At 73.6% G+C, this 26,727-nt stretch carries 21 protein-coding genes and 1 pseudogene; 10 read left to right on the top strand and 12 right to left on the bottom strand.

Going from position 1 to position 26,727, the window contains the following annotated elements; translation table 11 throughout:
- The first annotated feature begins 29 nt into the window (after nucleotides 1–29).
- Nucleotides 30–596, top strand: coding sequence for a YbaK/EbsC family protein (locus tag ABT342_RS25280; protein WP_351578106.1), 567 nt, complete (start codon nucleotides 30–32; stop codon nucleotides 594–596).
- Nucleotides 597–633: 37 nt separating this feature from the next.
- On the opposite strand, the gene ABT342_RS25285 is transcribed toward ABT342_RS25280, so the two are convergent.
- Nucleotides 634–1,041 (bottom strand): CoA-binding protein, encoded by a 408-nt coding sequence (locus ABT342_RS25285; RefSeq protein ID WP_351578108.1) that lies wholly within the window; start codon nucleotides 1,039–1,041, stop codon nucleotides 634–636.
- 87 nt (nucleotides 1,042–1,128) lie between these two features.
- On the opposite strand from ABT342_RS25285, the gene ABT342_RS25290 reads away from it, so the two are divergent.
- From ABT342_RS25290 to ABT342_RS25300, 3 genes are all read left to right on the top strand, one after another.
- Complete coding sequence (locus ABT342_RS25290) at nucleotides 1,129–1,749, top strand: YigZ family protein (RefSeq protein WP_351578111.1); 621 nt, start codon at nucleotides 1,129–1,131, stop codon at nucleotides 1,747–1,749.
- Between the two features lie 217 nt (nucleotides 1,750–1,966).
- Nucleotides 1,967–3,130: an exonuclease SbcCD subunit D gene (locus ABT342_RS25295; protein ID WP_351578114.1), complete on the top strand. Its 1,164-nt coding sequence runs from the start codon at nucleotides 1,967–1,969 to the stop codon at nucleotides 3,128–3,130.
- Nucleotides 3,131–3,235: 105 nt separating this feature from the next.
- On the top strand, nucleotides 3,236–6,787 hold the full coding sequence (locus ABT342_RS25300) for an AAA family ATPase (protein ID WP_351578117.1): 3,552 nt from the start codon (nucleotides 3,236–3,238) through the stop codon (nucleotides 6,785–6,787).
- Here ABT342_RS25300 and ABT342_RS25305 read toward each other — a convergent pair.
- Nucleotides 6,777–7,223, bottom strand: coding sequence for an Lrp/AsnC family transcriptional regulator (locus tag ABT342_RS25305; RefSeq protein ID WP_351578120.1), 447 nt, complete (start codon nucleotides 7,221–7,223; stop codon nucleotides 6,777–6,779). The genes ABT342_RS25300 and ABT342_RS25305 overlap by 11 nt on opposite strands.
- A 94-nt stretch (nucleotides 7,224–7,317) precedes the next feature.
- On the opposite strand from ABT342_RS25305, the gene ABT342_RS25310 reads away from it, so the two are divergent.
- Together ABT342_RS25310 and ABT342_RS25315 are read left to right on the top strand one after the other, a co-directional pair.
- A complete protein-coding gene (locus ABT342_RS25310) occupies nucleotides 7,318–7,833 on the top strand; it encodes a rhodanese-like domain-containing protein (protein WP_351578123.1) in 516 nt (171 codons plus the stop codon).
- A gap of 14 nt (nucleotides 7,834–7,847) precedes the next feature.
- Nucleotides 7,848–8,702 (top strand): SDR family oxidoreductase, encoded by an 855-nt coding sequence (locus tag ABT342_RS25315; protein WP_351578126.1) that lies wholly within the window; start codon nucleotides 7,848–7,850, stop codon nucleotides 8,700–8,702.
- Between the two features lie 277 nt (nucleotides 8,703–8,979).
- On the opposite strand, the gene ABT342_RS25320 is transcribed toward ABT342_RS25315, so the two are convergent.
- Entirely contained in the window at nucleotides 8,980–10,674 is a 1,695-nt protein-coding gene (locus ABT342_RS25320; RefSeq protein WP_351578129.1) for a DUF885 domain-containing protein, read from the bottom strand.
- A gap of 48 nt (nucleotides 10,675–10,722) precedes the next feature.
- On the bottom strand, nucleotides 10,723–11,244 hold the full coding sequence (locus ABT342_RS25325) for an Lrp/AsnC family transcriptional regulator (protein WP_351578132.1): 522 nt from the start codon (nucleotides 11,242–11,244) through the stop codon (nucleotides 10,723–10,725).
- A 60-nt stretch (nucleotides 11,245–11,304) separates the two neighbouring features.
- Here ABT342_RS25325 and ABT342_RS25330 point away from each other — a divergent pair, with 60 nt between their 5' ends.
- Nucleotides 11,305–12,612, top strand: coding sequence for a trans-sulfuration enzyme family protein (locus ABT342_RS25330; protein ID WP_351578135.1), 1,308 nt, complete (start codon nucleotides 11,305–11,307; stop codon nucleotides 12,610–12,612).
- Here ABT342_RS25330 and ABT342_RS25335 read toward each other — a convergent pair.
- The 4 genes and pseudogenes from ABT342_RS25335 to ABT342_RS25350 form a co-directional block, all read right to left on the bottom strand.
- Nucleotides 12,601–13,987: pseudogene (locus ABT342_RS25335) on the bottom strand (GNAT family N-acetyltransferase); the annotation flags it as partial. The gene ABT342_RS25330 and the pseudogene ABT342_RS25335 overlap by 12 nt on opposite strands.
- Before the next feature lie 76 nt (nucleotides 13,988–14,063).
- Nucleotides 14,064–16,787, bottom strand: coding sequence for a DUF6493 family protein (locus tag ABT342_RS25340; RefSeq protein ID WP_351578138.1), 2,724 nt, complete (start codon nucleotides 16,785–16,787; stop codon nucleotides 14,064–14,066).
- Nucleotides 16,788–16,810: 23 nt separating this feature from the next.
- Complete coding sequence (locus ABT342_RS25345; protein ID WP_351578141.1) at nucleotides 16,811–18,187, bottom strand: SWIM zinc finger family protein; 1,377 nt, start codon at nucleotides 18,185–18,187, stop codon at nucleotides 16,811–16,813.
- Between the two features lie 84 nt (nucleotides 18,188–18,271).
- On the bottom strand, nucleotides 18,272–19,855 hold the full coding sequence (locus tag ABT342_RS25350; RefSeq protein WP_351578144.1) for an alkaline phosphatase D family protein: 1,584 nt from the start codon (nucleotides 19,853–19,855) through the stop codon (nucleotides 18,272–18,274).
- Nucleotides 19,856–20,015: 160 nt separating this feature from the next.
- Between ABT342_RS25350 and ABT342_RS25355 the strand changes: the two genes are divergently transcribed.
- Nucleotides 20,016–20,426, top strand: coding sequence for a VOC family protein (locus ABT342_RS25355; protein WP_351578147.1), 411 nt, complete (start codon nucleotides 20,016–20,018; stop codon nucleotides 20,424–20,426).
- A gap of 214 nt (nucleotides 20,427–20,640) precedes the next feature.
- Here ABT342_RS25355 and ABT342_RS25360 read toward each other — a convergent pair whose 3' ends face one another.
- Nucleotides 20,641–21,480, bottom strand: a complete 840-nt coding sequence (locus ABT342_RS25360; RefSeq protein ID WP_351578150.1) for an alpha/beta fold hydrolase — start codon at nucleotides 21,478–21,480, stop codon at nucleotides 20,641–20,643.
- 169 nt (nucleotides 21,481–21,649) lie between these two features.
- Here ABT342_RS25360 and ABT342_RS25365 point away from each other — a divergent pair, with 169 nt between their 5' ends.
- Both ABT342_RS25365 and ABT342_RS25370 read left to right on the top strand, forming a co-directional pair.
- Nucleotides 21,650–22,531 (top strand): RNA polymerase sigma-70 factor, encoded by an 882-nt coding sequence (locus ABT342_RS25365; RefSeq protein ID WP_351578153.1) that lies wholly within the window; start codon nucleotides 21,650–21,652, stop codon nucleotides 22,529–22,531.
- A 241-nt stretch (nucleotides 22,532–22,772) separates the two neighbouring features.
- Entirely contained in the window at nucleotides 22,773–23,537 is a 765-nt protein-coding gene (locus ABT342_RS25370; RefSeq protein WP_351578156.1) for a GntR family transcriptional regulator, read from the top strand.
- Nucleotides 23,538–23,565: 28 nt separating this feature from the next.
- Here the strand turns inward: ABT342_RS25370 and ABT342_RS25375 are convergent, their stop codons facing one another.
- The 3 genes from ABT342_RS25375 to ABT342_RS25385 all read right to left on the bottom strand — a co-directional run bounded on the left by ABT342_RS25375 (nucleotide 23,566) and on the right by ABT342_RS25385 (nucleotide 26,643).
- Nucleotides 23,566–24,723, bottom strand: a complete 1,158-nt coding sequence (locus ABT342_RS25375) for an ROK family transcriptional regulator (protein ID WP_351578159.1) — start codon at nucleotides 24,721–24,723, stop codon at nucleotides 23,566–23,568.
- A gap of 77 nt (nucleotides 24,724–24,800) precedes the next feature.
- Nucleotides 24,801–25,454 (bottom strand): response regulator transcription factor, encoded by a 654-nt coding sequence (locus ABT342_RS25380; RefSeq protein ID WP_351578162.1) that lies wholly within the window; start codon nucleotides 25,452–25,454, stop codon nucleotides 24,801–24,803.
- Between the two features lie 4 nt (nucleotides 25,455–25,458).
- A complete protein-coding gene (locus ABT342_RS25385) occupies nucleotides 25,459–26,643 on the bottom strand; it encodes a sensor histidine kinase (protein WP_351578179.1) in 1,185 nt (394 codons plus the stop codon).
- Nucleotides 26,644–26,727 lie beyond the last annotated feature (84 nt).

Raw genomic sequence — 26,727 nt, forward strand, 5'->3', positions numbered from 1 at the left:
TCCGTACGACGGCTGTTAGCGTGAGACGCATGCGCGCACCCATCGGAAACTTCGACGACGCCCGGCCCGCCATCGACTGCCTCGACGAGCTCACCGAACCCGTCGCCGCCGCGGTGCGCGCCTGGAACGGTGACGGTGTCGCCGTGGAGCACTTGCTCTACGTCGACACCGACCCGGCGGTCGCCGACACCGCCGTCTTCGTCGAGCACTATGGCGCCGACCTCCTCGACACCTCCGCCAACTGCGTCGTGGTGGCGGGCAAGCGCGGCGGCGAGTCCACCCTCGCCGCCTGCGTCGTCCTGTCCCACTCCCGCGTCGACGTGAACGGTGTCGTACGCACGCAACTCGGCGCCCGCAAGGCCTCCTTCGCGGCCATGGACACCGCGACGGGTGAGACCGGCATGGAGTACGGCGGCATCACGCCCATCGGACTGCCGGCCGACTGGCCGCTGCTCGTCGACGCCGTCGTGGTCGACACGGAGTGGGTGCTGATCGGCAGCGGACGCCGCCGCGGCAAGCTGATCGTCCCCGGCAAGGCCTTCGCCGGTCTGCCCGGCGCCGTGGTGCTGGACGGTCTCGGCACCGGCATCGGCTGACAACCCACGGCCTCGTCGGCGAGAGCGGAGGGTGCCGTCAGCCGAGCCGCGGGATCTCGATGGCGGGGCAGCGGTCCATGACCATCTCCAGGCCCGCGGCGCGGGTGCGCTCGTACGCGGCCTCGTCGACGACGCCGAGCTGGAACCACACGGCCTTGGCGCCCGCGGTCACGGCCTCCTCGGCGACCGCGCCGGCCAGCTCGCTGTTCACGAAGACGTCGACGACATCGACGTCGAACGGGATGGCGTCGAGGGACGGATAGCCCTGTTCCCCGTGCACGGTCTCGGCCTTCGGGTGCACGGGCACGATCCGCTTGCCGTAGCGCTGCAGGACCTCCGCCACCCCATAGGCGGCGCGCCGCTCGTTCGAGGAGAGCCCGACGATCGCCCATGTGTCGCCGAGCTCGTTGAGGATCTTGCGGACGGTCTCCGACTCGCTGTGCACGCTGTGCCTCCCATGGCCTGCCTGGATGTCCGCCTGGGGAACGATCGTCGGCCGCGGGCCATTCCCGGTTGCGCATAGGGTGGCGGAATGCAGGAGCAGTACCGGACGATCGCCCGCGAGGGCGTGCACGAGACCGAGATCAACCGATCGCGCTTCATCTGCGCGCTCGCCCCCGCCGCGACCGAGCAGGAGGCGCAGGACTTCGTCGCACGCATCCGCAAGGAGCACCCCACCGCCAGCCACAACTGCTTCGCGTACGTCATCGGCGCCGACGCGGCCGTACAGAAGGCGAGCGACGACGGCGAGCCCGGCGGCACGGCGGGAGTGCCGATGCTCCAGATGCTGACGCGCCGCGAGGTCCGCTACGTGGTGGCCGTCGTCACCCGCTACTACGGCGGGGTCAAGCTCGGCGCGGGCGGACTCATCCGCGCCTACGGCGGTGCCGTCGGCGAGGCCCTCGACGCGCTGGGGACCGTCACCCGGCAGCGCTTCCGGCTGGCCACCGTCACCGTCGACCACCAGCGGGCGGGCAAGCTGGAGAACGATCTGCGCGCGACCGGGCGGGACGTGCGGGAGGTGCGGTACGGCGAGGCCGTCACGATCGGGATCGGGCTGCCGGACGCGGACGTCGAGGCGTTCCGGGCATGGCTCGCCGATACGACGGCGGGGACGGCGGAGCTCGAGCTCGGGGGAGAGGCGTACGGCTAGGGGGTGCCGTTCGGAGCAGGCCGGCAAGATCCGAAGGACAGGCCCCAGGTGTGAGGTCCGTGCCGGATCAGCTGCCGCCCGGCGTTAACGTGGTGGGTGTTGCTTGCGGGGGCGGAGAAGAGGAACACATGCAGGTCGGAACCGTGCGGGCCCGAGCAGTTTCAGGGCCCGGGGCCTTGTCATGGGCCGGGCCCCTGTCATGGGTCGAGGCCGCCTCATGAGACTCCTGCACACGTCGGACTGGCACCTGGGGCGGTCCTTCCACCGGGCGAGCCTGCTCGAAGCCCAGGCCGCGTTCCTCGACCATCTGATCGCGACCGTCCGCGAGCACGACGTGGACGCGGTGCTCGTCGCGGGAGACGTGTACGACCGGGCCGTGCCGCCGCTCGCCGCCGTCGAGCTCTTCGACGACGCGCTGCACCGGCTCGCCGACGCCGGGGTGCCGACGGTGATGATCTCCGGGAACCACGACTCGGCCCGCCGCCTCGGCGTGGGCGCCGGACTGATCGAGCGTGCCGGGATCCATCTCCGGACCGACCCGGCGGGCTGCGCCACCCCCGTCGTGCTCACCGACCCCCACGGCGACGTCGCGTTCTACGGACTGCCGTATCTGGAACCCGCCCTGGTGCGCGGCGAGTTCGGGGCGGCGAGAGCCAGCCACGAGGCCGTGCTCGGCGCCGCCATGGAGCGCGTACGGGCCGACCTGGCCGAGCGCGCCCCCGGCACCCGCTCCGTCGTCCTCGCCCACGCGTTCGTCACCGGCGGTGAGCCCAGCGACAGCGAGCGGGACATCACGGTCGGCGGGGTCGCCGCCGTCCCCGCCGGGATCTTCGACGGCGTCGACTACGCCGCCCTCGGGCACCTTCACGGCTGCCAGACCATCACCGAGCGGGTGCGCTACTCCGGCTCGCCGCTCGCCTACTCCTTCTCCGAGACGGACCACCGCAAGACCCTGTGGCTCATCGAGCTCGGACCGGCCGGCGAGATCGCGGCCGACCGGCTCGACTGCCCCGTCCCGCGCCCGCTCGCCCGCATCCACGGCCGGCTCGAAGAGCTGCTGGAGGACCCCGCGCTGGAGCGTCACGAACAGTCCTGGGTCGAGGCGACACTCACCGACCCCGTACGGCCCGCCGAACCCATGGCGCGGCTCGCGGAGCGCTTCCCGCACACCCTGAGCCTGGTCTTCGCCCCCGAACGGACCGACGACGACCCGCTCGGCTCCTACGCCGAACGGCTGCGCGACCGCGACGACCACCAGATCGCGGAGGACTTCGTGGCCCATGTACGGGGCGGGGCGGGCCCCGACGAGAGCGAGCGGGCGGTGCTGCGCGGCGCCTTCGACGACGTACGGGTGGAGGCGGCGGTGCGGGATGGCGAGTGAGCGGCGTGCCCCGGCGGGCGCGGTTCCCGGAGGAGAACCGGGCCCCGGCACGGGAGACATGACAGAACCGATCCTCGGCACGGGAGACACGGCAGAGGTGACCGGATGAGGCTGCACCGGCTCACCGTCACCGCCTTCGGGCCCTTCGGCGGACAGCAGGACGTCGACTTCGACGCGCTCTCCGCCGCCGGACTCTTCCTCCTGCACGGACCGACCGGCGCGGGCAAGACCTCCGTACTCGACGCCGTCTGCTACGCGCTGTACGGCGCGGTGCCGGGCGCCCGGCAGAGCCCCGGCACGTCACTGCGCAGCGATCACGCCCCCGCCGGGACGTACACCGAGGTGTGCCTCGAACTGACCGTCGGCGGGCGGCGGCTGGAGATCACCCGGCGCCCCGCGCAGCCACGGCCGAAGAAGAAGGGCACCGGCTTCACGACCGAGAAGGCGCAGAGCTGGCTGCGCGAGTACGACGCCGGGCGCGGCGAGTGGAAGGCGCTGAGCCGCTCCCACCAGGAGATCGGCGAGGAGATCAGCCAGCTCGTCGGGATGAGCCGGGAGCAGTTCTGCCAGGTCGTGCTGCTGCCGCAGGGGGACTTCGCGCGGTTCCTGCGCGCCGATGCCGAGGCGCGCGGCAAGCTGCTCGGCCGGCTCTTCGACACGCGGCGCTTCGCGGCGGTGGAGGAACGGCTCGCCGAGCTGCGCCGCGCCGCGGAGCAGCAGGTACGCGACGGCGACGAGCGGCTGCTGGCCGTCGCGCACCGGATGGCCCAGGCGGCCGGGACCGTCGCGGACGGCTGGCCCGCCCCCGAGGGACGCCCCGGCGAGCCCGGCCTCGCGGGCTCCGTCCTCGGGTGGGCGGCGGTGGCCCGCGCGGGTGCGTGGGAGTCGCTCGACGTCGCCGGGTGCGCGCTCTCGGCGGCCGAGGACCGGCAGGCGGCCGCCCGCACCGGGCTGGACACCGAGCGGGAACGTGCCGGGCTGCAGCAGCGGCACGCGCAGGCGTTGCGGCGCTCCGAGGAGCTCGCGGCCCGCCGCCCCGAGCACGAGCGCGACCGGGCCCGCCTGGAGCAGGCCCGCAAGGCCGAACTGGTGGGCCCGGCACTCCGGTTGCGCGAGGACGCGGAGCGGGCGCACCGCTCGGCGAGCACGTCCTGGGAGCGCACGCGGGCGATGCTGCCCGCGACGCTCGTGGAGGCGGGCGCCGAGCAGCTCTCCGCGCTGGAGGGGGACCTGCGCCGGGACCTCGGCGGCCTCGACGCCGCCCGCCGTGCCGAGCGGCGCCGCGCGGAGATCGCCCGCGAGCGCGCGGACCTGGAGCGCCAGTCCCGCGCCGACGAGGAACTCCGCCAGGACGCCGAGAGCTGGCTGTCCGACTGGGAGTCCGTACGCCGAGGCCTCCAGGACCGCGTCGAGGCCGCCCGGAACGCCGCCACCCGCGCCGAACACCTCGCGGGCCGTCTCGATCCGGCCCGCCGCCGCGTCACCGCCGCCCGCGAACGCGACCGCCTCGCGGCCCGCGCCACCGCCGTCGCCGACGACCTCCGGACCGCCCGCGACCGCGCGGGCGCCGCCCGCGAAACCTGGCTCGACCTCAAGGAACGCCGCCTCCGGGGCATCGCCGCCGAACTGGCCTCCGGCCTCGTCCCCGGCGAACCCTGCGCGGTCTGCGGCGCCGCCGACCACCCCCGCCCCGCCATGGCCGACGGCGCCCACGTCGACCGCGACCGCGAGGACGCGGCGTACGAGACCTACACCGACGCCGACACGGCCCGCGCCGACGCGGAACGCGAACTGGCCGTCATCCACGAGTCCTTCGCCGCGGCCCGCAGGGCGGCCCGTGAACCCTCCACCGACCCCGCGGCGGCCGAGATTGGGCATGGCGCTCCGGTACCGCGCCCGTTGGCGGGTGACGGCGGTGTCGCCTCCGGTGAGCGTGAGCGTGAGCGTGAGCGTGAGGGTGTGGTGCCGGAGTCGCTGGGCAGGGCGGTGTCGTCGACCGGTGCCGGTGGTACGCCGCAGGCTGCCGCTTCCGGCGCGCGTGGCGGTGTGGTGCCTGAGTCGTCGGCCGGTGTGGGTGATGAGCCGGCGCGTGGCGTGGGTTCGGCCGGGCCGGAGGCTGCCGCCCCCGCCGTGACCGCGACGGCTGGGGACGCAGGCCCGTCGGCCGGTCCCGGGGCGCCCGGCGCCCGTGGCGACGGTGCCTTGGTGAGGCCGACCGGCCAGGGCCGGCAGGGCGCCGGCGCGCAGCCGGCGATCGGGGACGACGCCGGGGCGTCGGGCGACAGCACGGTGCCCGCCACGGACTCGGCCCTGCGCGAGGTCGCGGTGCCCGGCCCGCGCCGGGAGCACGAGGGGACCCCCGAGGTGTCCGGCGGCCCCGACCCCGACGTACGGGAGTTGGAGGCGGTCGTCGCGCGGCTGGAGCGCGAGTACGCGGAGGCGCACGCGCTGGCCGCGGGCACGCATGCGGCGCGGGCGGCGTTGGAGCGGGCCGAGCGGGAGTACGAGGAGAGGCTCGCCGCGCGGCAGGACGCCGAACGGCGCGGGGCCGCGCGGACCTCGCGGCGCGAGGCGCTCGACCGCGAACAGGCCGCGCTGGACGCGGAGGTGGCGCACGTGATCGGCGACGCCGGGAGCGTCGCCGAGCGGGCCGCGCTCCTGGAGCGGCGTATCGCCCTCCTCGCCGACGCCGCCGACGCCGTACGCACCGCGGAGGACACGGCCCGGCGGCTCAAGGAGGCCGACGACCGGCTCGCCGACGCCGCGTTCCGGGCCGGGTACGACACACCCGCCGCCGCGGCGGCCGCCATGCTCGGCGCGGCCGAACAGCGCGAGCTCCAGCACCGGCTCGACGCCTGGCAGGCCGAGGCCGCCGCGGTCGCCGACCGGCTCGCGGAGCCGGAGACCGTGGCGGCGGCCGGGCAGCCGCCCGCCGATCCGTACGCCGCCCAGGAGACGTACGACGCCGCCGAACGGGCCCTGCGCGACGCCGCGTCCGCGCTCGCGGTCGCCCGCGACCGCTGCGCCGAGCTCGCCCGTCTCTCCCAGCAGGCCGTTGCCGAGGTACGCCGCCTCGGCCCGCTCCGCGAGGAGTACGACCGGATCGCGCGGCTCGCCGGGCTCACCGCGGGCACGTCCGCCGACAACGAGCGCCGGATGCGCCTGGAGTCGTACGTGCTCGCGGCCCGCCTCGAACAGGTCGCGGCGGCCGCCACCGTGCGCCTCCAGCGCATGTCCTCCGGCCGCTACACCCTCGTCCATTCCGACGCCCGCTCCGGCGGCAAGCGCGCCGGCCTCGGCCTGCACGTCGTCGACGCCTGGACCGGCCGCGAACGCGACACGGCGACGCTCTCCGGCGGAGAGACGTTCTTCGCCTCGCTCGCCCTCGCCCTCGGCCTCGCCGACGTCGTGACCGACGAGGCCGGCGGCGTACGCCTCGACACCCTCTTCATCGACGAGGGCTTCGGCAGCCTGGACGACCAGACCCTCGACGAGGTGCTCGACGTCCTCGACTCGCTCCGCGAGCGCGACCGCAGCGTCGGCATCGTCAGCCATGTCGCCGATCTGCGCCGCCGGATCCCCGCCCAGCTGGAGGTGGTCAAGGAGCGGCACGGTTCGGCGGTAGGGCTCCGGGCGCCGGCCGGATTCAGCGACTGATCGAGCGGCGCGGCAGCGGGGAGGAGTAGACGACGCTCGTCGTCACCGAGCCGAGGGCGCCGACCTTGCCGGAGATCTCCTCGAGATGGCTCATGGACCGGGCGGCGACCTTCAGGACGAAGCAGTCGTCGCCGGTCACATGGTGCGCTTCCAGGATCTCGGACGTCGCCGCGAGCAGGTCGTGGAACGGCTTGTAGTTGCCGTTCGGATAGCGCAGCCGTACGAAGGCGAGGATCGGCAGCCCGAGGCGCTCCTGGTCCACCACCGCGGTGTAGCCGGAGATCACCCCGGCCTCCTCCAGCCTGCGGACCCGCTCGGTCACCGCGCTCGGTGACATCGAAACGCTTCTGGCCAGCTCGGCGAAGCTGGCCCGGCCCTGGCTCTGCAGGGCATCGAGGATGCGCCAATCCGTGGCGTCCGGTGAATATCCGGTCATCCCCGAGAGATAACAGGGGATTCCCCGGCGGTTCAAGAGGTCTCCCGGGGAATCTCACTTCAGCGAAACGATCACCGATCGTAGATTATTGGCCATGACAACGACTCAGCTGAGCGGCACGGCCGCCGACGCCAGTGCCGCCACGACCGCCGCGAACCCGGTCCTGCGCGTTCCCCCCGCCTCGCCCGCCGCTGCCGCCGCCTACTTCTCCGCGAGCCTGGCCTTCCACGCCGACGTCTCCGATGTCGCCACGGCCCTCGCCGCCGGCGACCCGGGATTCGTCGTCATCGACTCCCGCTCCACCGCGTCCTGGGACCAGGGCCACGTCCCCGGCGCGGTGCACCTGCCCACCGCGCTCATCCCCGAGCAGGCGCAGCAGCTGCTCGACAAGTCGGTGCCGGTCGTCACCTACTGCTGGGGCCCCGGCTGCAACGGCGCCACCCGCGCGGCGCTCGCCCTCGCCGAACTGGGCTACCAGGTCAAGGAGATGCTCGGCGGTTTCGAGTACTGGGTGCGTGAGGGCTTCGCGTACGAGACCTGGGAGGGCGAGGAGCGCCGCGCCGCCGACCCGCTCACCGCGCCGGTCGACGCGGACGACTGCGGCTGCTGACGGACTGGCCGACCATGCCCAGGTTCCCCCATCCGACCCTCGCGAAACTCCGGAGGGATCCCCTGCCCCTGCGCGGCCGTACCGCCCTCGTCACCGGAGCGAGCCGGCGAGGAGGCATCGGTTACGCGATCGCCCGCCGGCTCGCCGCCCACGGTGCGAGCGTCTACCTCCACCACCATGTGCCGCACGACGCGACCCGGCCGTGGGGCGCGGACCCCGGCGGCCCGGACGCGGTCGCCGACGGCGTACGGGAGGCGCTGGCCGATCCGGGGGCGCGGGTGTTCCACGGGCCGGGCGATCTCTCCGATCCCCAGGCGCCCGCCGAGTTGATGGCGCAGGCTGCCGAAGCGCTGGGCGGGCGGGTCGACATCCTCGTCGCCAACCACGCGCTCAGCGGCTTCGACGGCACCCTCGACGCGATCGACCCGGCCATGCTCGACGCGCACTGGGCGATCGACACGCGGTCCGTGATCCTGCTCGTGCAGGCGTACGCCCGGCTGCGAGCCGGCCTGCCCGGCGCGGCGCCCGGCGGCCGGATCATGATGATGACATCGGGTCAGGACATCGCCGACGGCATGCCGCACGAGGTCGCGTACGCCCTCGCGAAGGGTGCGCTCGCCTCCGCGACCCGGACGCCGGCCACCGCGCTCGGGGACCTCGGCGTGACCGTCAACACGGTCAACCCCGGCCCCGTGGACACGGACTACCTCTCCGGCGCCGCGTACGACGCCATCGCCGCACGCTTCCCGGCGGGCCGCTGGGGCATGCCCGACGACCCGGCCCGCCTCATCGCCTGGCCGGCGACGGACGAGGCGCAGTGGGTGACGGGCCAAGTCATCGACTCGGAGGGCGGCTTCCGCCGGGCCTGAACCCGGACACACCCAGCCGTTCGGGGCAGGTCCCCACTCCCCAGCATCGTCGGCGTCCGAGGCGCGGGGTCTGGGGCTGAGCCCCAGTTTCGGGAAGGGGCGGGGTGGGGGAAGCCCGCCGCAGGCGCCCTGCCCGTCCGCCCGCCCGAGGCCCTGCCGAGCCGAGCCCACCGGCCGACCCGGCCCGGCGCCGCCACACTCGCCCCGGTCGGCCCCGGCCCGGTCGAGCCGGCGCCCCGGCCCGCCCCGGCCGGTCATGGCACCGTACGGCCCGGCGTCACAGCTTCGACAGCTCGTCCACCAGGTCGTCCAGCCCCAGCGGCCCCTGCGACAGCGCCGCCATGTGCCACGCCTTCGCGTCGAACGCCTCGCCATGCGCCGCCCGCGCGTTCTCCCGCCCCAGCAGCCACGCGCGCTCGCCCAGCTTGTAGCCGATGGCCTGCGCCGGCATGGACAGATAGCGGGTCAGCTCGCTCTCGACGAAGTCCGCGGGCCGGCCGCTGTGCCGGCCGAAGAACTCCTCCGCCAGGTCCGGCGTCCACCGCTCACCCGGGTGGAAGGGCGAGTCGGCCGGGATCTCGAGCTCCAGGTGCATGCCGATGTCCACGATCACCCGGCAGGACCGCATCATCTGGGCGTCCAGATAGCCGAGCCGGCGCTCCGCGTCGGTCAGGAAGCCCAGTTCGTCCATCAGCCGCTCCGCGTACAGCGCCCAGCCCTCGACGTTGGCGCTGACTCCGCCGACCGTCGCCTGGTAGCGGGAGAGCTGGTCGGCGACGTGCACCCACTGCGCGATCTGCAGATGGTGGCCGGGGACCCCTTCGTGGTACCAGGTGGACACCAGGTCATAGACCGGGAAGCGGGTCTCGCCCATGGTCGGCAGCCAGGTCTGGCCGGGCCGTGAGAAGTCCTCGGACGGGCCGGTGTAGTACGGGGCGGCCGCGCTCCCGGCCGGGGCGATCCGGGATTTCACCTTCCGTACCCGCTCGGCGAGTTCGAAGTGGGTGCCGTCGAGCGCCTCGATCGCCTCGTCCATCAGGCCCTGCAGCCAGACCTGGACCTCTTCGACGCCCTCGATGTGGGCTCCGTGCTCATCGAGGTGGGCGAGGGCCTCCCACGGGTCGGAGCCGGGGAGGATCTTGTCCGCCTCGGTCTTCATCTCACCGAGCAGCCGGTGGTATTCGGCCCAGCCGAACGCGTACGCCTCGTCGAGATCGAGGTCGGTGCCGTTGAAGTAACGCGACCAGCGGGCGTACCGCTCGCGACCGATCGTGTCCGGCGCGCTCTCCACCGCGGGGGCGTACACCTCGCGCATCCAGTCACGCAGGACGACCAGGGCATCGGTCGCCACCCGGGCGGCGCTGTCCAGTTCGGCGCGCAGGTCGTCAGGGCCCGCGGTGACGAACTCCTGGAACCACCCGCGCCCGTCCGCGGCCGTCGCTCCCGACCACTCGTCGAGCTGCCCGACGAAGGACGCGGTGGCCCGCGGACCGGCGGGCAGCTTCCGCTCGAGGCCGAGCGCGAGCGAGGACCGATAGCCCGCCAGCGCCTGGGGGACCGCACGCAGCCGCTCGGCGACCGCGGCCCAGTCGGCCTTCGACTCCGTCGGCATCACGGTGAACACGTTGCGGACGGCATGGGCGGGGGAGCGGAGGTTGCTGACGGTGCGCAGCCCCTCCTCGGCGTCGTGTACGGCCAGTTCGGCAGTGAGCCGCTCACGCAGCAGCCGGCCGCAGCGCCGCTCGGCGTCGGAACCGGCTCCGGGCAGCCGCTCCGCCAGGTCGAGGCGCCCGAGCGTCTCGCGCGCGAGTGCGGCCACGGCCTCCAGGCCGGCCGGGGAGAAGTCGGGAAGGCGGCCCGCGCTCTCCGGGACGCCGAGGTAGGTACCGGTGATCGGGTCGAGGTCGATGAGGGCGTCGACGTAGGCGTCGGCGACCTGGCGTGGCAGCAGGCTGCTCGGTGTCTCTGGCATGTGCTCATCCTGGTGCCCGCGAGGGACCGCCGTCACCTTCGCCCGGTCTCAGTCGGCTGACAAAGGATCCTGTGCCTGAGCGGGCCGGGAGGCCTCGGGAAGGGGTGGCAGCAGCGGCCCGCACTCCCATTGCTGGAAGATCAACCGGGTCTCCACACGGGCGACTTCGCGCCGCGAGGTGAACTCGTCGAGTACCAGCCGCTGGAGATCCGCCGGGTCAGCCACGGCCACATGGACCAGGTAGTCGTCGGGTCCGGTCAGATGGAACAGCGCACGTGACTCGGGCAGCGCCCGGATCCGCTCGACGAACGGGCCGATGAGCTCACGCCGGTGGGGGCGTACCTGAACGAGGAGGAGCGCTTCAAGGCCGCGGCCGAGTTTGGCCGGATCCAGTCGAAGCTGGTGGCCGAGGATGACTCCGCTGCGGCGCAGCCGGGCCACCCGGTCGAGGCAGGTCGACGGGGCGACGCCGACTTCCGCGGCGATCTCCCGGTAGGTGGTCCGGGCGTCGTTCTGCAGGACGCGCAGAATGCGCAGATCCACCGGGTCCAGTACGACACTTTCACCCATGGCCCGAACGTAACACGGAGTGATCGCCTTACTCGCCGGTAATTGTTCAGAGTGCGGCCCATGAACCCCACCAGGGCCCTCGCCACCGAAGCCGTGCACGCCGGACGCGACGATCTCGCGCAGCTCGGCCTGCACGCCGCACCGATCGATCTGTCCACCACCTACCCGTCCCACGACGTGGCGGCGGAGGCCGCGCGGATCGACGCGTTCGCCGAGACCGGAGCCCGGCCGGACGGCCCGCCGGTCTACGCCCGGCTCGACAATCCGACGACGTCCCGCTTCGAGACGGCGCTGGCCCGGCTGGAGGGGACCGACGACGCGGTGGCCTTCGCCAGTGGCATGGCAGCGCTGAGCGCGGTACTGCTGGCCCGGGCGGCGAAGGGGCTGCGCCATGTGGTCGCGGTCCGTCCGCTCTACGGCTGCAGTGACCATCTGCTGACCGCCGGGCTGCTCGGCACCGAGGTGACGTGGACCGACCCGGCGGGTGTCGCGGACGCGATCCGGCCGGACACCGGGCTGGTGATCGTGGAGACCCCCGCCAACCCGACGCTCGCCGAGATCGACATCAAGGCCCTCGCGCACTCCTGCGGCTCCGTGCCGCTGCTGGTCGACAACACCTTCGCCACGCCCGTGCTCCAGCGGCCAGTGGAGCACGGCGCGCGGATCGTCCTGCACAGCGCGACCAAGTACCTCGGCGGCCACGGCGATGTCCTCGGCGGGGTCGTGGCCTGCGACGAGGAGCTCGCCGGGGCGCTGCGGCAGGTGCGCTTCGCGACCGGCGGCGTGCTCCATCCGATGGCCGGCTATCTGCTGCTGCGGGGCCTGTCGACGCTGCCCGTACGGATACGGGCGGCATCGGCGTCCGCCGCCGAGCTGGTCCGCAGGCTCGCCGCTGACCCGCACGTCGCCCGGGTGCACTATCCGCGGGTGGGCGGCGCCATGATCGCCTTCGAGGTGTACGGCGATCCGCGCGACGTGATCGCCGGCGTCCGGCTGATCACGCCCGCGGTGAGCCTCGGCAGCGTCGACACACTGATCCAGCACCCGGCCTCCATCAGCCACCGGATCGTGGCCGAGGGCGACCGGCGGGCAGCGGGCGTCAGTGACCGGCTGCTGCGGATGTCGGTCGGGCTGGAGGACGTCGAGGACCTCTGGGCGGATCTGTGCGAGGCCCTCAGCCCTCGGCGCGCCGCTCCCGCGCCGGCTCCGGCTCTCGCTGCGGCTTCGGCTCCCGCGCCGGACGGGACGCCGGAGGCTGGGGAAGGGCCTGCGGCCGATGGCGGGCCAGATCACGAGTCAGGTCGTGGGTCAGATCATGGGTCAGGTCGTGGGCCGGATCGTACGGAAGCCGTGGGCGTACGGGCGTAGCGGCCAGCCGGGCGGTGATCACCAGGGTGCCCTCCTCTATCTGGTAGTCGAGGGGGAGGCCGAGTCCGCGCATGGCCGCCACCATCCCGGTGTTGGAGGCCTGCGTCACGGCGTACACGCTGTCGCAGCCCGCCTCGACGGCCATCGCGACCAGCCGGCCCAGCAGCTCGGAGCCGATGCCGCGGCGCTGCCAGTCGTCCTCGACGAGCAGCGCGACCTCGGTCTCGTCGCCGTCCCACAGGAGGTGGCCGAGGGCGACGAGCCTGCCGGAGGCCGTCTGCACCGCGAGCGTGCGGCCGAACCGGGGGCTGAGCAGATGGTTCAGATAGCGGTCGGCGTCACCCACCGGACCGTGATACCGCAGGCCCAGGGTGCGAGTGGAGCAGCGGTCGTGCATCGCCCGGGCGGCCGCGAGGTCGCTCGGGCCGGCGCGGCGCACGGTGATCTCGTTGCCCTCGGGCAGGGTCAGCACATCCTGGCTGCGCGGGATGCGCGGGCCGAGCCGGGCGTCGAGCTCGACCAGGGCGCGGGCGCGGGCGAACTCGGTCGGGGTGAACGGGAGATAGGGCCGCTCGACCGTGATGGTGCCGCCGTTCGGATCGCGCAGCCGCATCACCGTCCCCTCCAGCACGCCCTCGACGGGCGCGGGCTCACCGGCCGGCCGGCCGCTGAGTGTGACGGCGGGCAGCGAGTGGATGGTGCAGCGGCCGAGCAACTGGCGCAGCGCGAGCGGAAGTTCCGCCGCGTCCAGCGCGGTCCGGGTGGCGAGGCCGAGCAGCCGGGTGGGCGTGTCCACCAGGTCATGGGCGTCGGCCCGCTCGATCCACGTGCTGGAGCCGCCCGCCGCGGCCACCGCGTGGGTGAGCTGACGCGCCTGGAGCGCCGCGGGCGCCCGCAGCAGGAACTCGTCGACCGTCCCGTCCGCCAGCGGGTGCGTCTGGAGGGTGAGGATGTCCACCCGGTGCCCGGCCAGCGCCGTGCACAGCGCGGCGAGAGCGCCGGGCTCGTCGCGTACGGTCGTACGCATCCGCCACAGAGACGTCTCCGCCACCCCGCCGGGCTCCTGGCGCTGGTGGGGAGCGGCGGCGGCGCCGGCTGTGGCCCCGGCGCCGCCGTGGGTATCGCTCGTCCCGCCGGGATCGACGGCGGGGGGTGCGTGCCCGTGGCGGCGTGCCCACCATGTGTGGAACGCGGCCGTGGCGATCAGGGCGACGGCGGAGGCGACGAGCAGGAACGGGCCGTCAGGGCCGTGGGCGATCATGTTCGCCACGGCGTCGGCGACGGCGACGGCGGTGAACAGGGCGGCGAGCTCGACGAGATCCCGCCGCCAGTGGTGGTGACGGCGGGTGCGCTTCGCGGAATTCACTTCAGTCATGGCATCACTGTGACTGAGCGGTGTTGCGTGATCACGAACGCTTTGTGACTGATGGGTTAAGGCCGGATCCGGCATGTTATCGACCACTTTCAGTGTTTTCTGTTCGGTTCCGATCGCCGCTGCGGCGCAACGCGGCCAACAGCCGTCCGGCCTGCGTGACCAGCTGGGATGTGCCGCCACGCGCGGCCCGCTCCGCGAGCCCGGCGGGCACCACGAGCAGGTCCGGCTCCACGGCCGCCCCGCAGCGCTCCACGCAGTCAGCGGCCACGGACAGTATCTCCCCCGTCCCGCGCGGCGGAGTCCCGGCCTCCAACAGCCCCGGCAGTACGGTGCTCAATACGGTCCACGTGGTCGCGTACGCTCCCGTCGCCGCGGCCGTACGGACCGAGTCCGCCAGCCGGTTCGGTTTGACCGAACCGAGCCGGAGCAGCTCGGCCACATCACGCCCCAGCCTCTCTCCGTCCAGATCACCGAGCGCCGCGAGCGTGAGCAGGGCGTCCACCGCGGCGAGCCGGTCCTCCGGGTGCCGCGCACCCAGCCCGTAGGCCACCATCAGGTGGACTCCCTGGCCGGCCGGCCCGCCGGCCTCGGCGAGTCGCGGCAGCAGCGCCGCTCCGCCGCGCTCGTCCGCGGTCGCGCAGGCGGTCACATCGGGCAGCAGCCAGGCGGCCAGCGTCTCGCGGTCCTCGGGCAGGACGGCGGGCCAGTGCGGCTCGCGGCCCCGCCAGTGGTAGCAGTAGTGGGCTGGTGCCTGCGCGCGGCCGAGGCGGTGGAACACGGGAGGGAAGTCCTGCCGGTCCACCAGCTGTTCGCCGCTTTCCAGCACGATGCGGGTCACGGACGTCCGGGCCCGCTGCCACCAGCGAACCTCGTCCGGCGGCGTGGGTTCCACGACGCGGCGGACCAGGGGAGCCGCCTCTGAGTCTGCGGCCAGCACGGCGGCGAGCCGCTCACCCTCCTTGGAGCCGAGCGCGGCGGCGGCCGGGGCGAGCGTGCTGTCGCGGCGCACCCGCAGGAGCGCCTGGCCGAAGTCGACGGGACCGGGCTCGGCGCACATCCGCTCGTACGCACCCAGCCGCTCGATCAGCTCCTCCGCCGCCAGCGATCCGCCCTCCCAGGACGGCGTCGCGAGCAGGAAGGGCACCGGGCGGGTCAGGATCTGCTGGGCGGCCTCCCACAGGCGGGCGTTCAGGACGCCATCGAGCGCGCAATGGACGCAGTCCGTCGTCACCGCCCGGTGGCCGTCGCCGCTCAGGGGACCCGCCGTCCCCCGGTCCAGCACGGCGGCCGCCACGATCTCCATCCCGTACAGGTGGTCGGCGTGGGCCAGGGCCTCCCCGTCCGCGACCCACCAGCGGTCGGCCAGCGCGGGCCGGAGCGCCTCGGCCAGCGCCGCCCGGTCGCGGTGGGCGTGGCGCACCAGGCCGTCGAGCGCCCGCTCGAACTCCGGCACCGAGGTGGAGGACGACTTGAGCAGGGCCGACACGAGCTCGACGGTCTCGCCGACGGAGTCGGGTGCCGGCGCCAGCCGTGCGGCGACCGGCACCGGCGGAAGGATCTCCTCGTACGGCGTGCCGTCGGTCCCCTCCAGGTGCTCACCGAACACCTCGGCGGCGCGCGCCCGGTGCATCGGGCTCAGCAGGGCGGCGCATCCCGCCAGGTCCGCGCGCAAGGAGCCGTCGCCGTCCGGCAGATGGCGGGCCACCAGCTTGAGCGCCCGCTCCTGGACGGAGACGTCCTCGTGCCCGAACGCCTCGCCGAGCACCGGCAGCAGGGTGTCCGCGGAGCCGGCCTCACGCCGCAGTACCTTGCCGAGCAGCACCAACTGGGCCCGGACCAGCTTCTTCTCCGGCCGGAAGAGCACCGCGCCGGACATCTCGGCCAGCTGTCCCGCCGTCAGCTCACCGGACTCGGCCAGCCCGGCGAGAACCTCCTGGGCGTACCCGGCCACCACCGAAGGGCCGTCCGCCGCCATCGCGATCCAGTCGGCCGTACGCTCCCGCTGTTCGGCCGGGGTCGGGGAGAGCCGCTGGAGCAGGATCAGGAAGAACCGCAGGTCTCCCATCCTCCCCCCGCGCAACAGCCTGGCCACGCAGCCGTCGACGAGCACGGACCTGTCGATCACTCCCTGCTCCGCCAGCAGCGTCAGTGCCGAGGGCCACTGGTTCGGCGCCTGCGGATCCTGGTACCAGGAAAGGGAACCGGCCGGCTCCACGGTCTCGAACAGGCGCGGTACCAGTTCCCGCACGTAAGGGTCGTTGCGCAGGGCGACAGGGAGCGTGGAATGGGAGGTCTCCCAGGGGCGCGCCGCACCGATCAGCGCATCCGCCCAGCCGTGCACGAACGCGTCCGTCGTCGGCACGGGGCACCCCGCCAGCCGCACCAGCTCCACGATCAGGGGAGCGTCCTCGGCAGCGGTGGAGGCGCGGCCCGCGAGCCGGTGCGCGAGATCGCCGAGCCACTCCCGCTCCCTGGCGGCGACGACGTCCACGATGGCCCAGGTCGGCAGCGAACCCCACTCGCGCAGGTCCCGGGCGCCGATCCAGGCGGCGGCGGCCGCCGCACCCGTGTGACAGCCGGCGCCCGCGAGGAGCAGGGCCCGCTGAGCGCCCCTGCGTTCCTGTCGGCGCTGCCAGTCCCAGCCGCGTACCTCACGCCGCAGGTCCTTCAACCCGGCTGTGGCCGCTCGCCGTTCGGCCGTCGTCATCGGCCTCAGCAGGCCCGGCACGTCGTCCGGCCGCCCGGCCCGGACGGCTTCGAGGAGCTCGTCCACGGAAGTCGCAGAAGTCGCAGAAGTCATGGAGGTCGTGGAGGTCGTGGAGCTCATCGCGCACCCCCGGCGGTCAGCGCGGCGCGCTGGGTCATCCGGACGGCCAGCGCGTGTTTGCACGGTCCACGACGTCCTCGGTAGTCGGCCCACCACTGGCAGGTACAGCTGAACGCCCCGCCCGAGTCGCGCACGTGATACTGCCGATCGCCCGAGACGACGGTCGTGACCGCGCCGCCGGTCACCCGTACCGCGCCCTCCGCGACAAGGGCGCGGGCGGCGACGAGGCGTGGATTGTGCCGCTCCGCCCGGTCCGCGTCGTACGGCAGCTCCCGGTGGAAGTACGCCGCGTCGGCGATGTCGTACCCCACCCGCCCCGCGGTGCCGAGCCGGGCCAGCGCCGCCCGCACCCGGGCGACGGGGAGCCCCGACTCCTCGGCGAGGTCGGCCGGATCGATCCGCGGCTCCCACGCCAGCAGCACCGAGATCAGCTCCGCGTCCCCGGCGGCCTCGTCCGTGGCCAGCGCCTCCAGGACCCCGCCCTCGCCCGAGAACCCCCGGGCCGCCTCGGGCGACAGCGTCAGCGTGAGCCGCATACCGGGCAGCGTGACCTCCCAGGCGCTCGCGGTGGCGGCGCCGTCCGGCGTCGGCCCGTAGACCCGCAGACCCGTCGCCTGGCGTAGCACCCGCTGCAACGCGACCAGCCGCTCCGGCCCCGGCAGGCACACGGCACCGGGCACCGGCCTGGTCGTCGGCCGCAGCGTCCGCCCCGCCGGGACCACCCACATCGCGCCGCGCGAGGCGCCCGCAGAGGAACGCGGCAGCGAGCGGAGGAAGCGCACAGCCTCGGCGGCGGTCAGCTCGGCCCGCAGGTCGAAACCCGCCGAGACGACCTGCGCCTCGGCGAAGCCGCGCAGCCAGCGATCCGGCAGCGGGACCTTCTTCTCCACCACGGGTCCGTCCATGGTGGTCACGGCCAGCTCGTCGGGACCGACCCGCAGATGCAGCGGATCGTCCCCCGTCAGTCGCGAGAGCGCCTCACGCAGGGGGTTGTTGACGTCGACATTCGTGGTGCCGTGGCCGGTCTCGGCGCCGTCGAGACCCTCTTGGAGCACATCGAGGCGTGCGTACACCCCACAACATCCGGAGAACGACTCGAACCGCAGCCGGTCCCCGTTGCCCGTCACGACCGGGTCGAGCGAGGCGGGCAGCGTGCGCTGGTAGTAGCGCGCGGCCGCCACGTCCGCGACCGCGAGCAGGGCACGGGCAGCGGTCTGGGGCGAGGTCAGAAAGCCCGAGAAGAAGCGGGGATGGGCCTCGGTGCCGGCGGGGGTCAGACCGCCGGCGGTCTCGAGTCCCAGGGTGCTGCCGGCCCCGGTCGACTCCAGTGCGGACATGCGGGAATAGGCGAATGCCTGTACGGATCGCGTCATGTGAAAGACCGTAGAGGCCACCACTGACAACGCCGCCCGGCGATCCACACGCCTCAGGAATCACACCTCGGCGGCCCGGCGGAATCAGCCGATGTCCTGCCCCACCCGCCCCGGCGACAGGACCTTGCTGAACAGAACCGTTCCGCCCTCCGCCCGCAGCCGTACGGTCAACTCCCCGCTCCCGCCGTCGATGTCGACCTCGCCGAAGTACTGCGGCGACTCCATCGGCGACACGTTCGCCCGCTCCGGAGCCCGTACGAAGACCCGCTCCGGCCCGAACGTCCCGTCCAGCGCGTTCGCCGGGAACCCGCCCGCCGCCAGCGGTCCCGAGACGAACTCCCAGAACGGCGCGAAGTCCCTGAAGGCGGCCCGCTCCGGCGCGTAGTGCTGGGCCGAGGTGTAGTGCACGTCCGCCGTCAGCCACAGCGTGCCCGTGATCCGGCGGTGCTTGATGTACCGCAAGAGCTCCGCTATCTGCAGCTCGCGCCCGAGCGGCGCACCGGGATCGCCCTGCGCGACCGCCTCGTAGTTCGTGGCGCCGTCGGGGACGACGAGCCCGAGCGGCATGTCCGAGGCGATCACCTTCCACACCGCACGGGAGCGCGACAACTCGCGCTTGAGCCAGGCCAGCTGCTCCGCGCCCAGAATGCCGATGGTGTCGTCGGCCGCCCGGCCAGGCGAGTTGGCGTTGCGGTAGGTGCGCATGTCGAGGACGAACACATCGAGCAGCGGGCCATAGCGCACCACCCGGTGCACCCGCCCCTCCCGTCCGCGCGCCGGGAGCGTGGAGAGGGGGAAGTACTCCGCGAAGGCCCGCATCGAGCGCGCGGCCAGCACGTCGACGTCCTTCTCCGTGTAGCGCGCGTCGTCGAGGATCTGTCCCGGGTACCAGTTGTTGCGCACCTCGTGGTCGTCCCACTGGACCACCGTCGGCACCTGCGCGTTGAACCGGCGGACGTTCGCGTCGAGCAGGTTGTAGCGGAAGTTCCCCCGGTACTCGTCGAGCGTCTCCGCGACCTTCGACTTCTCCTCGGTGGTGATGTTGCGCCACACCCGCCCGTCGGGCAGCGTCACGCTCGGGGCGAGGGGCGCGTCCGCGTACACGGTGTCCCCGCTGCACAGGAAGAAGTCCGGGTCGAGGCGCCGCATCTCCTCGTACGCGCGAAAGCCGCCGATGTCCGGGTTGATGCCCCAGCCCTGGCCCGCGATGTCCCCGGACCACAGAAAACGCACACCGGACCGCCCGCGCCTGGCCGTTGGAGCGGTACGGAACGTGCCGTACACGGGCTCACCGGTGCGGCGCGGGTCGTCGGGGTCGGCGAGCGTCACCCGGTAGTGGATCTGCTCGCCCGCCGGCAGGCCGCGCAGCGCCGTCGTCCCGGTGAAGTCCGTTCCGGGCCCGAGCAGCGGGCCGTGCCATCGGTGCGCCCGCCGGAACGATTCGGTCGCGGAGGTCTCCACGATCATCCGGGCCGGCCGGTCGGAGCGCACCCACACCAGACCGGACGACGACGTGACGTCCCCGGTCTGGACGCCCCAGGCCGCACCCGGCCGCCCGCGCAGCGCCTGGGCGGGGGCGGCGGCCTGGGCGGGGGCGGCCGCGCCGAGTGTGAGGGCCGTGGACGCGGCGAGTGAACCGCGCAGGACGGTACGGCGGTTGTACGACATCGGGGCGCCTCCAGAGGGAGTCGACGGTGGAGAAGTTTGCCGTGCCCATGCCTAGTACGCGACGGCGGCGGGCACACGAACCCCACGTGAACAGGAGCGGCCCGCCCGCACCCGGTCGATCTCGGGTACGTAGAGTGCCCGGGACGAAAGGGGAACCCATATGCCGATCGGTGGCCGTTCACACATCCGCATCGCCCGCCCGTCGCGCGACCTCGCGGCGGCGGAACGTTTCTGGATCAACGGGCTCGGACTGAGCGTCATCTGGCGTCACGACGGATCCGACGCTCCGGGCGAGCACGCCCTGCTGATGGTCGGATGGCCGGACGCCGACTGGCACCTGGAGCTGGTCCACGACGCCCACGAGCCGGTCGAGCCGCGCCCGACGGAGGAGGACCTCCTCGTCGTCTATCTGGAAGAGCAGGTGCCAGAGGACCTCGTCGCCCGGCTCGAGGAGCACGGTGGGAAGCGCGTGACGTCCCCGAACCCGTACTGGAACGAGTGGGGCGTCACCGTCGAGGACCCGGACGGCTACCGGCTGGTGCTCTGCGCGCGCGGCTGGTCGAACTCGTAGTCCTGAACGGCGCCCGCCGGCAGCCGCACCCCGCGCGCGCATGCGGCGGATCGGCGCCGAGCGGGCGGCCCTCTTCTCCGGTCCGGCCCCGGTGTCGACCGCACCACTCGTCGGCACCGACGCCCACGGTGCGGCGCAGGCGGCGGACCGTGGGCGGGTCGCAGCCGGGGTCGCCCTCGGCCGGGGAGTGCTGTCAGGACGTGCGTTCCGAACGTCAGCGGCTGCCGTCGAGGATGACGCGCGCGACCAGCGCGGGGTCGTCGTTCATCGGCACGTGCCCGCAGCCGGGCAGCCGCACCAGCCGGGCGCCGGGGATCGCGTGCTTGGCCCGGACGCCCTGGCGGCGCAGCAGCAGCCGGTCGCGGGTGCCCCAGCCGACGGTGACCGGAAGGCCGGGCACATCGTGGGTGAACACGACGTCGCGGCCGGCCACCAGCGTCTGGTGGAAACCGGCGGCCTCGCGGAGCGCGAGCGTCTCGGCCACGACCGCCTCGGGTGAACGCCGCCCCGGCCGGGCGTAGATGGTGCTGGTCAGGGCCGCGCGCCCGGCCGCCGTACGGGACAGCCGGTCGATCATCGGCAGTGTCATCATCCGGGCTCCGCGGCGCATCGCGAGCAGCGTCCCGAAGGCGTAGCGGCGTTCGCTCTCCGTCCAGAACCCGGCGGGCGCCAGCGCGGTGACGGAGCGTGCGAGCCCGGCCCGGCCGAGTTCGAGGGCGAGCAGCCCGCCGAGGGAGTTGCCCGCGACATGCGGCTGTTCGACGCCGAGCGCCTCGCAGAGCGCGCCCAGGGCCGGCACCACCGTCGTGAGGTCGTACGACACGCCGTCCGGCAGGCCCGGGGACATGCCGAAGCCGGGCAGATCGACGGCGATCACGTCGCGCTCGGCGGCGAGCACCGGCAGGACCGGCTCCCACGCCTGCCAGTGATGCCCGATGCCGTGGAGCAGCAGGAGCGGCTCCCCGGCGCCGAGGCGTTCGTACACCACGGACAGCGTGTGGCTTCCGCCGCGGGAACCGGGGGAATCGATCGTGAACGAGACCTTCGAAGCCATGCCGTCGCTCCTTGTAGACGTCCTGTCAGCAACAATTACCGTTCAGTAGCTTCAAGTTCAAGAGGACCGGCCGACGCTGCCCATTCTGCGTTCCCGACAGGGGCCGATGTGCTCAGCGACGCACACGAATCGCCTGGACAACGCGGGTGGCGTCGGCTGGGATGGAGGGGTGCCAACCGATACCGCGACCGATGTCTTCGAGGCCCACCGCTCCGTGCTCACCGCAGTGGCCTACCGCATGCTCGGCCGGTTCGCCGACGCCGAGGACGTGGTCCAGGACGCCTGGCTGCGCTGGTCCGCCGAAGAGCGCCACGACGTCCGCGATCCGCGCGGCTACCTCGTACGCATCACCACCCGCCTCGCCATCGACCGGCTGCGCCAGGTCCAGTCGCGCCGCGAGGCGTACGTCGGCCCCTGGCTGCCCGAGCCCATCGCCACCGACTTCGACCGCACGGCCCCCGACACCGCCGAGCGCGCCGTGCTCACGGAATCCGTGTCGCTGGCGGTGCTCGTCGTCCTCGAATCGCTCTCCCCGCTGGAGCGCGCGGTGTTCGTCCTGCGGGAGGCCTTCGGATTCCCGTACGGCGAGATCGCTGTCACCCTCGACCGCGGTGAAGCGGCCGTACGCCAGCTCGCCGGCCGGGCCCGCCGCCACGTCGACGAACGCAAGCCGCGCTACGACGTCGACCCGGCCGAACGCCGCGATCTGACCGAGCGGTTCCTCGCCGCGGCGGGCGGCGGCGACCTCGACGCCCTGCTGAGCCTGCTCGCCCCCGACGCCCGACTGGTCGGCGACAGCGGCGGCAAGGCCAAGGCGCCGCTGCGGATCGTGGAGACCGCGGACAAGGTCGGCCGCTTCATGGTCGCCGTGGCCCAGAAGCCCGTCGCCGAGGCCGAGTTCCGGGTCACGGAGATCAATGGTGCGCCCGCGCTCGTCGTCCTCTCGGGCGGCAAGCCCGACTCGGTCTTCCAGGTCGAGGTGAGGGACGGCAGGATCCAGTGCGTCTACATCATGCGCAATCCGGACAAGCTCAGCGCCCTGACGGTGTAGCCCCGCCGCCTCGCCGCAGCCCGTGGCCCCGGATCCGCCCCGGATCCGGGGCCCTCGCTTTTCGCCACCGGACGAACGTTGTGTGAACGATCCGGCGCGGACGGTGATTCCATGGCGCGAGGCCCGAGGATTGGTCTTGACCAACCCTGTGGGCCGCCCTATGGTCGCAGAGTTAGTGCAGGAACCTTTAATAAACAAGGGCACGGAAACCCGCCGGGCAACGGTGAGTGCGGAGGACAGGGTGGGGACCACGCAGCTGGAATCGGTGCCGGAGCCGAAGTACTGGCACCTGAAGACCGTCATCGGCGAAGCGCTCGACTCCGACTTCACGGTCGGTGAGATCCTGCCCAACGAGCGCGCGCTGGCCGCCCGCTTCGGCGTCGCCCGTGCCACGCTCCGCCAGGCGCTCGAACAGCTGGAGCTGGAGGGCCGGTTGCAGCGCCGCCGCGGCGTCGGCACCACCGTCGCCCCGCCCCGCATGGGCGTCGACGTCTCCACCTCTACGCACAGCTGGCCCGGCGCCCCCGGTGACGCCTGGCAGCCCGTCGACTGCCGCGCCGCCGCCGCACCCGCCGCCGTGGTCCGCGCGCTGGACGTGGACGGCGACGAAGACGTCCACACCGTGCGCCGGATCCTGGTCACGCACGGCCAGCCGGTCGCCGCCGAGCTGCTCTACATCCCGTCCGGCTCGGTGCCCGAGCTCTCCGCCATCGACGCCCCGTCCGGCGTGGCCCGCGCCCGCTCCGTGCTGCGCGAACTCCAGCACCGCCTCCTCGACGGCCAGGACCGCGCCGTGGAGCTCGGCTCCGCCCGCGCCGACGACGCCAAGGAGCTCGACCGGCTGCCCGGCGCACCGGTCCTCGTCGTCACCACGCGGTACTACACCGAGGGCCGCGCCGCCGCGGTCTCCGTGGCGACCTACCGGGCGGACACCTGCCGGCTGACCTTCGGCGCCTCGGGCGACGTGGAGATCCGCCACGACGCGCAGGCACGCCGCGCTTCCTGAAGCCCCGACGTCGTACGGCCCGTCGCGCTCAGCGGCGGGCCGTCACCGTACCCTCGACGGCGAACAGCTGCGCCTCCACATGGTCCAGCGCCAGCCGCAGCGCCCCCGTCGCCACCGCCGCCTCACCGAGGATCGACAGCGCCACCCGGGGCGGCCGCAGACAGTAGCGCGCCAGCTCGTCGCGCAGCGGATCGAGTACGCCGTCCAGACCGGCGGCCCAGCCGCCGACGACCACCAGCTCCGGGTCGAGCGCCAGCACCAGCGCCGCCACATCGTGCACCAGCCGCTGGATGAACCGGTCGACCGCCTCCCGAGCCCGCTCGTCGCCCTGCCGGGCATGCGCGAAGACCTCCGCCACCGCCTGTTCGTCCAGCGGGTGCAGCGGCTCGTCCGTCGTCGACAGCAGCTTCTCCGGAGTGGCCTCGCGGCCCAGCAGGTGCAACGCCCCGATCTCACCGGCCGCCCCGCCGTAGCCCCGGTGCAGCCGCCCGCCGATCAGCGAGCCCGCGCCGGGGCTCAGCCCCGCCAGGACGAACACGATGTCGTCCGAGTCCGTCGCCGCACCCTTCCAGTGCTCGGCGACCGCCGCGGCGTTGGCGTCGTTCTCCACCAGCACCGGACAGCGGAACGACCGCCGCAGCCGCTCCCCGAGCGCCAGTCCCGTCCAGCCGGGCAGCGCCGTGCCCAGCCGCACGGTCCCGTCCGCCTCCACGATCCCCGGCGTACCGACCCCGACGGCCCGCAGCGAGCTGCGGGCCACTCCGGTCCTGCGCAGCACATCGGCGACGACGGCACGGACCCGCTCCAGGCGCTCGTCCGCGGACGCGGTCTCCGCCACCTCCCGGGAGCCGGCGCCGATGATCCGCCCGTCGAGCCCCGACAGCAGCGCCGCGATCCGGTGCGGCCCTATCTCCACACCCAGCAGATGCCCGGCCTCCGCCCGGAACCGGAACCGCCGCGCCGGCCGCCCCTGCCGCCGGGCCTCACCCTCGTCGGGCGCGGCCTCCACGACCAGCCCGGCCGCGACCAGCCCCTCGAGGACCCCCTCGACGGTCGGCCGGGACAGTCCCGTGACCCGCGTCAGATCGGTGAGCGTGGAGGAGCCGGCGCCCCGCAGCGCATGGAGTACCACCGCGGAGTTGATCCGCCGCAGCAGCGACGGGTCCCCGCCGGTCAGCTGCCCCACTGTGTGTCCCTCCAGCTCGAGCGCGTGTCTGCCGGATCGTACTCAATGCCGCCGGGCCCGGCGAGCGGTCCTCCCGGTCATGCGGGGGACACGAAACCGGACTCGTACGCGGTGATGACCGCCTGCGTCCGGTCCCGGGCGCCCAACTTGGCGAGCACCGCGCTGACATGGGACTTCACCGTTTCCGTACCGACGACGAGATCGGCGGCGATCTCCGCGTTGGACAGCCCCCGGGCCATCAGACGCAGCACCGCGGTCTCCCGCTCGGTCAGCGCGGCCCGCTCCATCGCGGCCCGAGCGGGGTTGGCGTTCGCCCGGCCGGCGACCAGTGAGCGCAGCGCGGCCGGGAAGAGCAGTGACTCACCCTCCGCCACCAGCCGTACCGCGTGCACGATCTCGGCGGGCCGGGCGCGCTTCAGCAGGAACCCGTCGGCACCGGCCCGCAGCGCCTCGTACACGTACTCGTCGTTCTCGAAGGTCGTCACGACCAGGACCTTCGGCGGGTCCGTGACCGTGCGCAGCAGGGCACGGGTCGCCTCGATGCCGTCGAGCAGCGGCATCCGTACGTCCATCGCGACGACGTCCGGCCGCAGCCGGCGCACCAGCGGGACGACCGAGGCACCGTCGGCGGCCTCACCGACGACCTCGATGTCGGGCTGTGCTTCCAGCACGGCACGCAGACCCATGCGGACGAGCGGCTCGTCATCGACCAGCAGGACGGAGATCGTCACCGGCTCAGCCCACCCCGCCCAGCGGCAGGCTCACCGACACCCGCCACTCGCCCTCGAACGGGCCGGTGCGCGCCGTGCCGCCGAGCAGCGCTGCCCGCTCCCGTATGCCACGCAGGCCGCTCCCGCTCCTCCCGCCATCGGCCCGGTCCGGCCCGCCCGGCGGCAGCGGATTGGTCACCTCGAGGTCGAGCCGGCCGGCGCAGACGGATATGCGGACGCGGATGGCCACGGGGCCGCAGTGACGGAGCACATTGGTCAGCGACTCCTGCAGAATGCGGTAGCCCTCCCGGGAGACCGGACCGGACACCCGGCCGAGCGGCCCGGTCACCTCCGCGCGCACCCGCGCACCGGAGGCGCGCGCCGATTCGAGCAGCCGGTCCGACTGGTCGAGGGACGGCCGCCCGTCGGCGGCCGGCTCCGGGTCCCGCAGCACACGCAGCACCTCTTCGAGCTCCTCCAGCGCCGCCCGCCCGGTGTCCTCGATCGCCGTCAGCGCCCGGTCGGTGAACGCGGGATCCTTCGCGGTGCGCGCCGCCCCCGCCTGGACGACCGCGACCGTCAGCGCGTGCCCGATCGAGTCGTGCAGCTCGCGGGCGATGCGCGTGCCCTCAAGCAACCGCTCGGTGCGCTGCTCCAGGGCGGCCAGCCGCTCGGCCGCCGAGGGGCCGAGCAGCCGCCGGGCGCAGAAGGTGATCAGCTCGCCCAGGCCCACGACGCTCACGAGCATGACGACCAGGGGGACGACCGCGAGCGGCGCGTACGCCCAGTGCGGCTCGGAGACCCGCACCAGCCCCAGGTCGAGCGGCGCACCGCCCGCGGCAGCCACCAGCAGGTCTATCGAGAGCAGCGGCAGCTGCACGCTCACGAGCACCGTCACGGCCGAGACGACCAGGCGCACCTCCAGCCAGAGCACCGTCCGCCAGCGCTGCGCCCAGGTCACGGACGCCGCCGCGGCGATCGACGCGTCGGACCTGCCCCGCTCGGCCGGCGTCAGCATCAGCTGCGCCTGCACGCCCTCGCCCAGCCGCACGGCGGGAACCAGCCCCAGCGGCACCGCCAGCAGGAGCGGAACCCAGGGCGTGGAGACGCTGATGAACAGCCACACGCTGACGAACACCATGGGAATCGACAGGTGGAGCCAGCGTGAGTAGGTGACCGGGCGGGCCGGCGCGCGAAGAAGCTTCCCAATGCTGATGTCAAGCCGCTGCCGTGACCGGTGGTGTGGCTTGGTAGCACGCACCGTCACGGATCATCGCCCACAGGACGTTGAGGC

The organism is Streptomyces sp. NPDC000410 (assembly GCF_040300305.1).
Taxonomy (GTDB): domain Bacteria; phylum Actinomycetota; class Actinomycetes; order Streptomycetales; family Streptomycetaceae; genus Streptomyces.

What these genes read in the sequence shown, in the direction of transcription:
- ABT342_RS25310 (WP_351578123.1), top strand. Translation starts at nt 7,318, where the DNA reads ATGACAACGACTCAGCTGAGCGGCACGGCCGCCGACGCCAGTGCCGCC.
- ABT342_RS25305 (WP_351578120.1), bottom strand. Translation starts at nt 7,223, where the DNA reads ATGACCGGATATTCACCGGACGCCACGGATTGGCGCATCCTCGATGCC.
- ABT342_RS25360 (WP_351578150.1), bottom strand. Translation starts at nt 21,480, where the DNA reads ATGGCTTCGAAGGTCTCGTTCACGATCGATTCCCCCGGTTCCCGCGGC.
- ABT342_RS25355 (WP_351578147.1), top strand. Translation starts at nt 20,016, where the DNA reads ATGCCGATCGGTGGCCGTTCACACATCCGCATCGCCCGCCCGTCGCGC.
- ABT342_RS25300 (WP_351578117.1), top strand. Translation starts at nt 3,236, where the DNA reads ATGAGGCTGCACCGGCTCACCGTCACCGCCTTCGGGCCCTTCGGCGGA.
- ABT342_RS25290 (WP_351578111.1), top strand. Translation starts at nt 1,129, where the DNA reads ATGCAGGAGCAGTACCGGACGATCGCCCGCGAGGGCGTGCACGAGACC.
- ABT342_RS25295 (WP_351578114.1), top strand. Translation starts at nt 1,967, where the DNA reads ATGAGACTCCTGCACACGTCGGACTGGCACCTGGGGCGGTCCTTCCAC.
- ABT342_RS25345 (WP_351578141.1), bottom strand. Translation starts at nt 18,187, where the DNA reads ATGACGCGATCCGTACAGGCATTCGCCTATTCCCGCATGTCCGCACTG.
- ABT342_RS25320 (WP_351578129.1), bottom strand. Translation starts at nt 10,674, where the DNA reads ATGCCAGAGACACCGAGCAGCCTGCTGCCACGCCAGGTCGCCGACGCC.
- ABT342_RS25325 (WP_351578132.1), bottom strand. Translation starts at nt 11,244, where the DNA reads ATGGGTGAAAGTGTCGTACTGGACCCGGTGGATCTGCGCATTCTGCGC.
- ABT342_RS25280 (WP_351578106.1), top strand. Translation starts at nt 30, where the DNA reads ATGCGCGCACCCATCGGAAACTTCGACGACGCCCGGCCCGCCATCGAC.
- ABT342_RS25330 (WP_351578135.1), top strand. Translation starts at nt 11,305, where the DNA reads ATGAACCCCACCAGGGCCCTCGCCACCGAAGCCGTGCACGCCGGACGC.
- ABT342_RS25340 (WP_351578138.1), bottom strand. Translation starts at nt 16,787, where the DNA reads ATGACTTCTGCGACTTCTGCGACTTCCGTGGACGAGCTCCTCGAAGCC.
- ABT342_RS25315 (WP_351578126.1), top strand. Translation starts at nt 7,848, where the DNA reads ATGCCCAGGTTCCCCCATCCGACCCTCGCGAAACTCCGGAGGGATCCC.
- ABT342_RS25350 (WP_351578144.1), bottom strand. Translation starts at nt 19,855, where the DNA reads ATGTCGTACAACCGCCGTACCGTCCTGCGCGGTTCACTCGCCGCGTCC.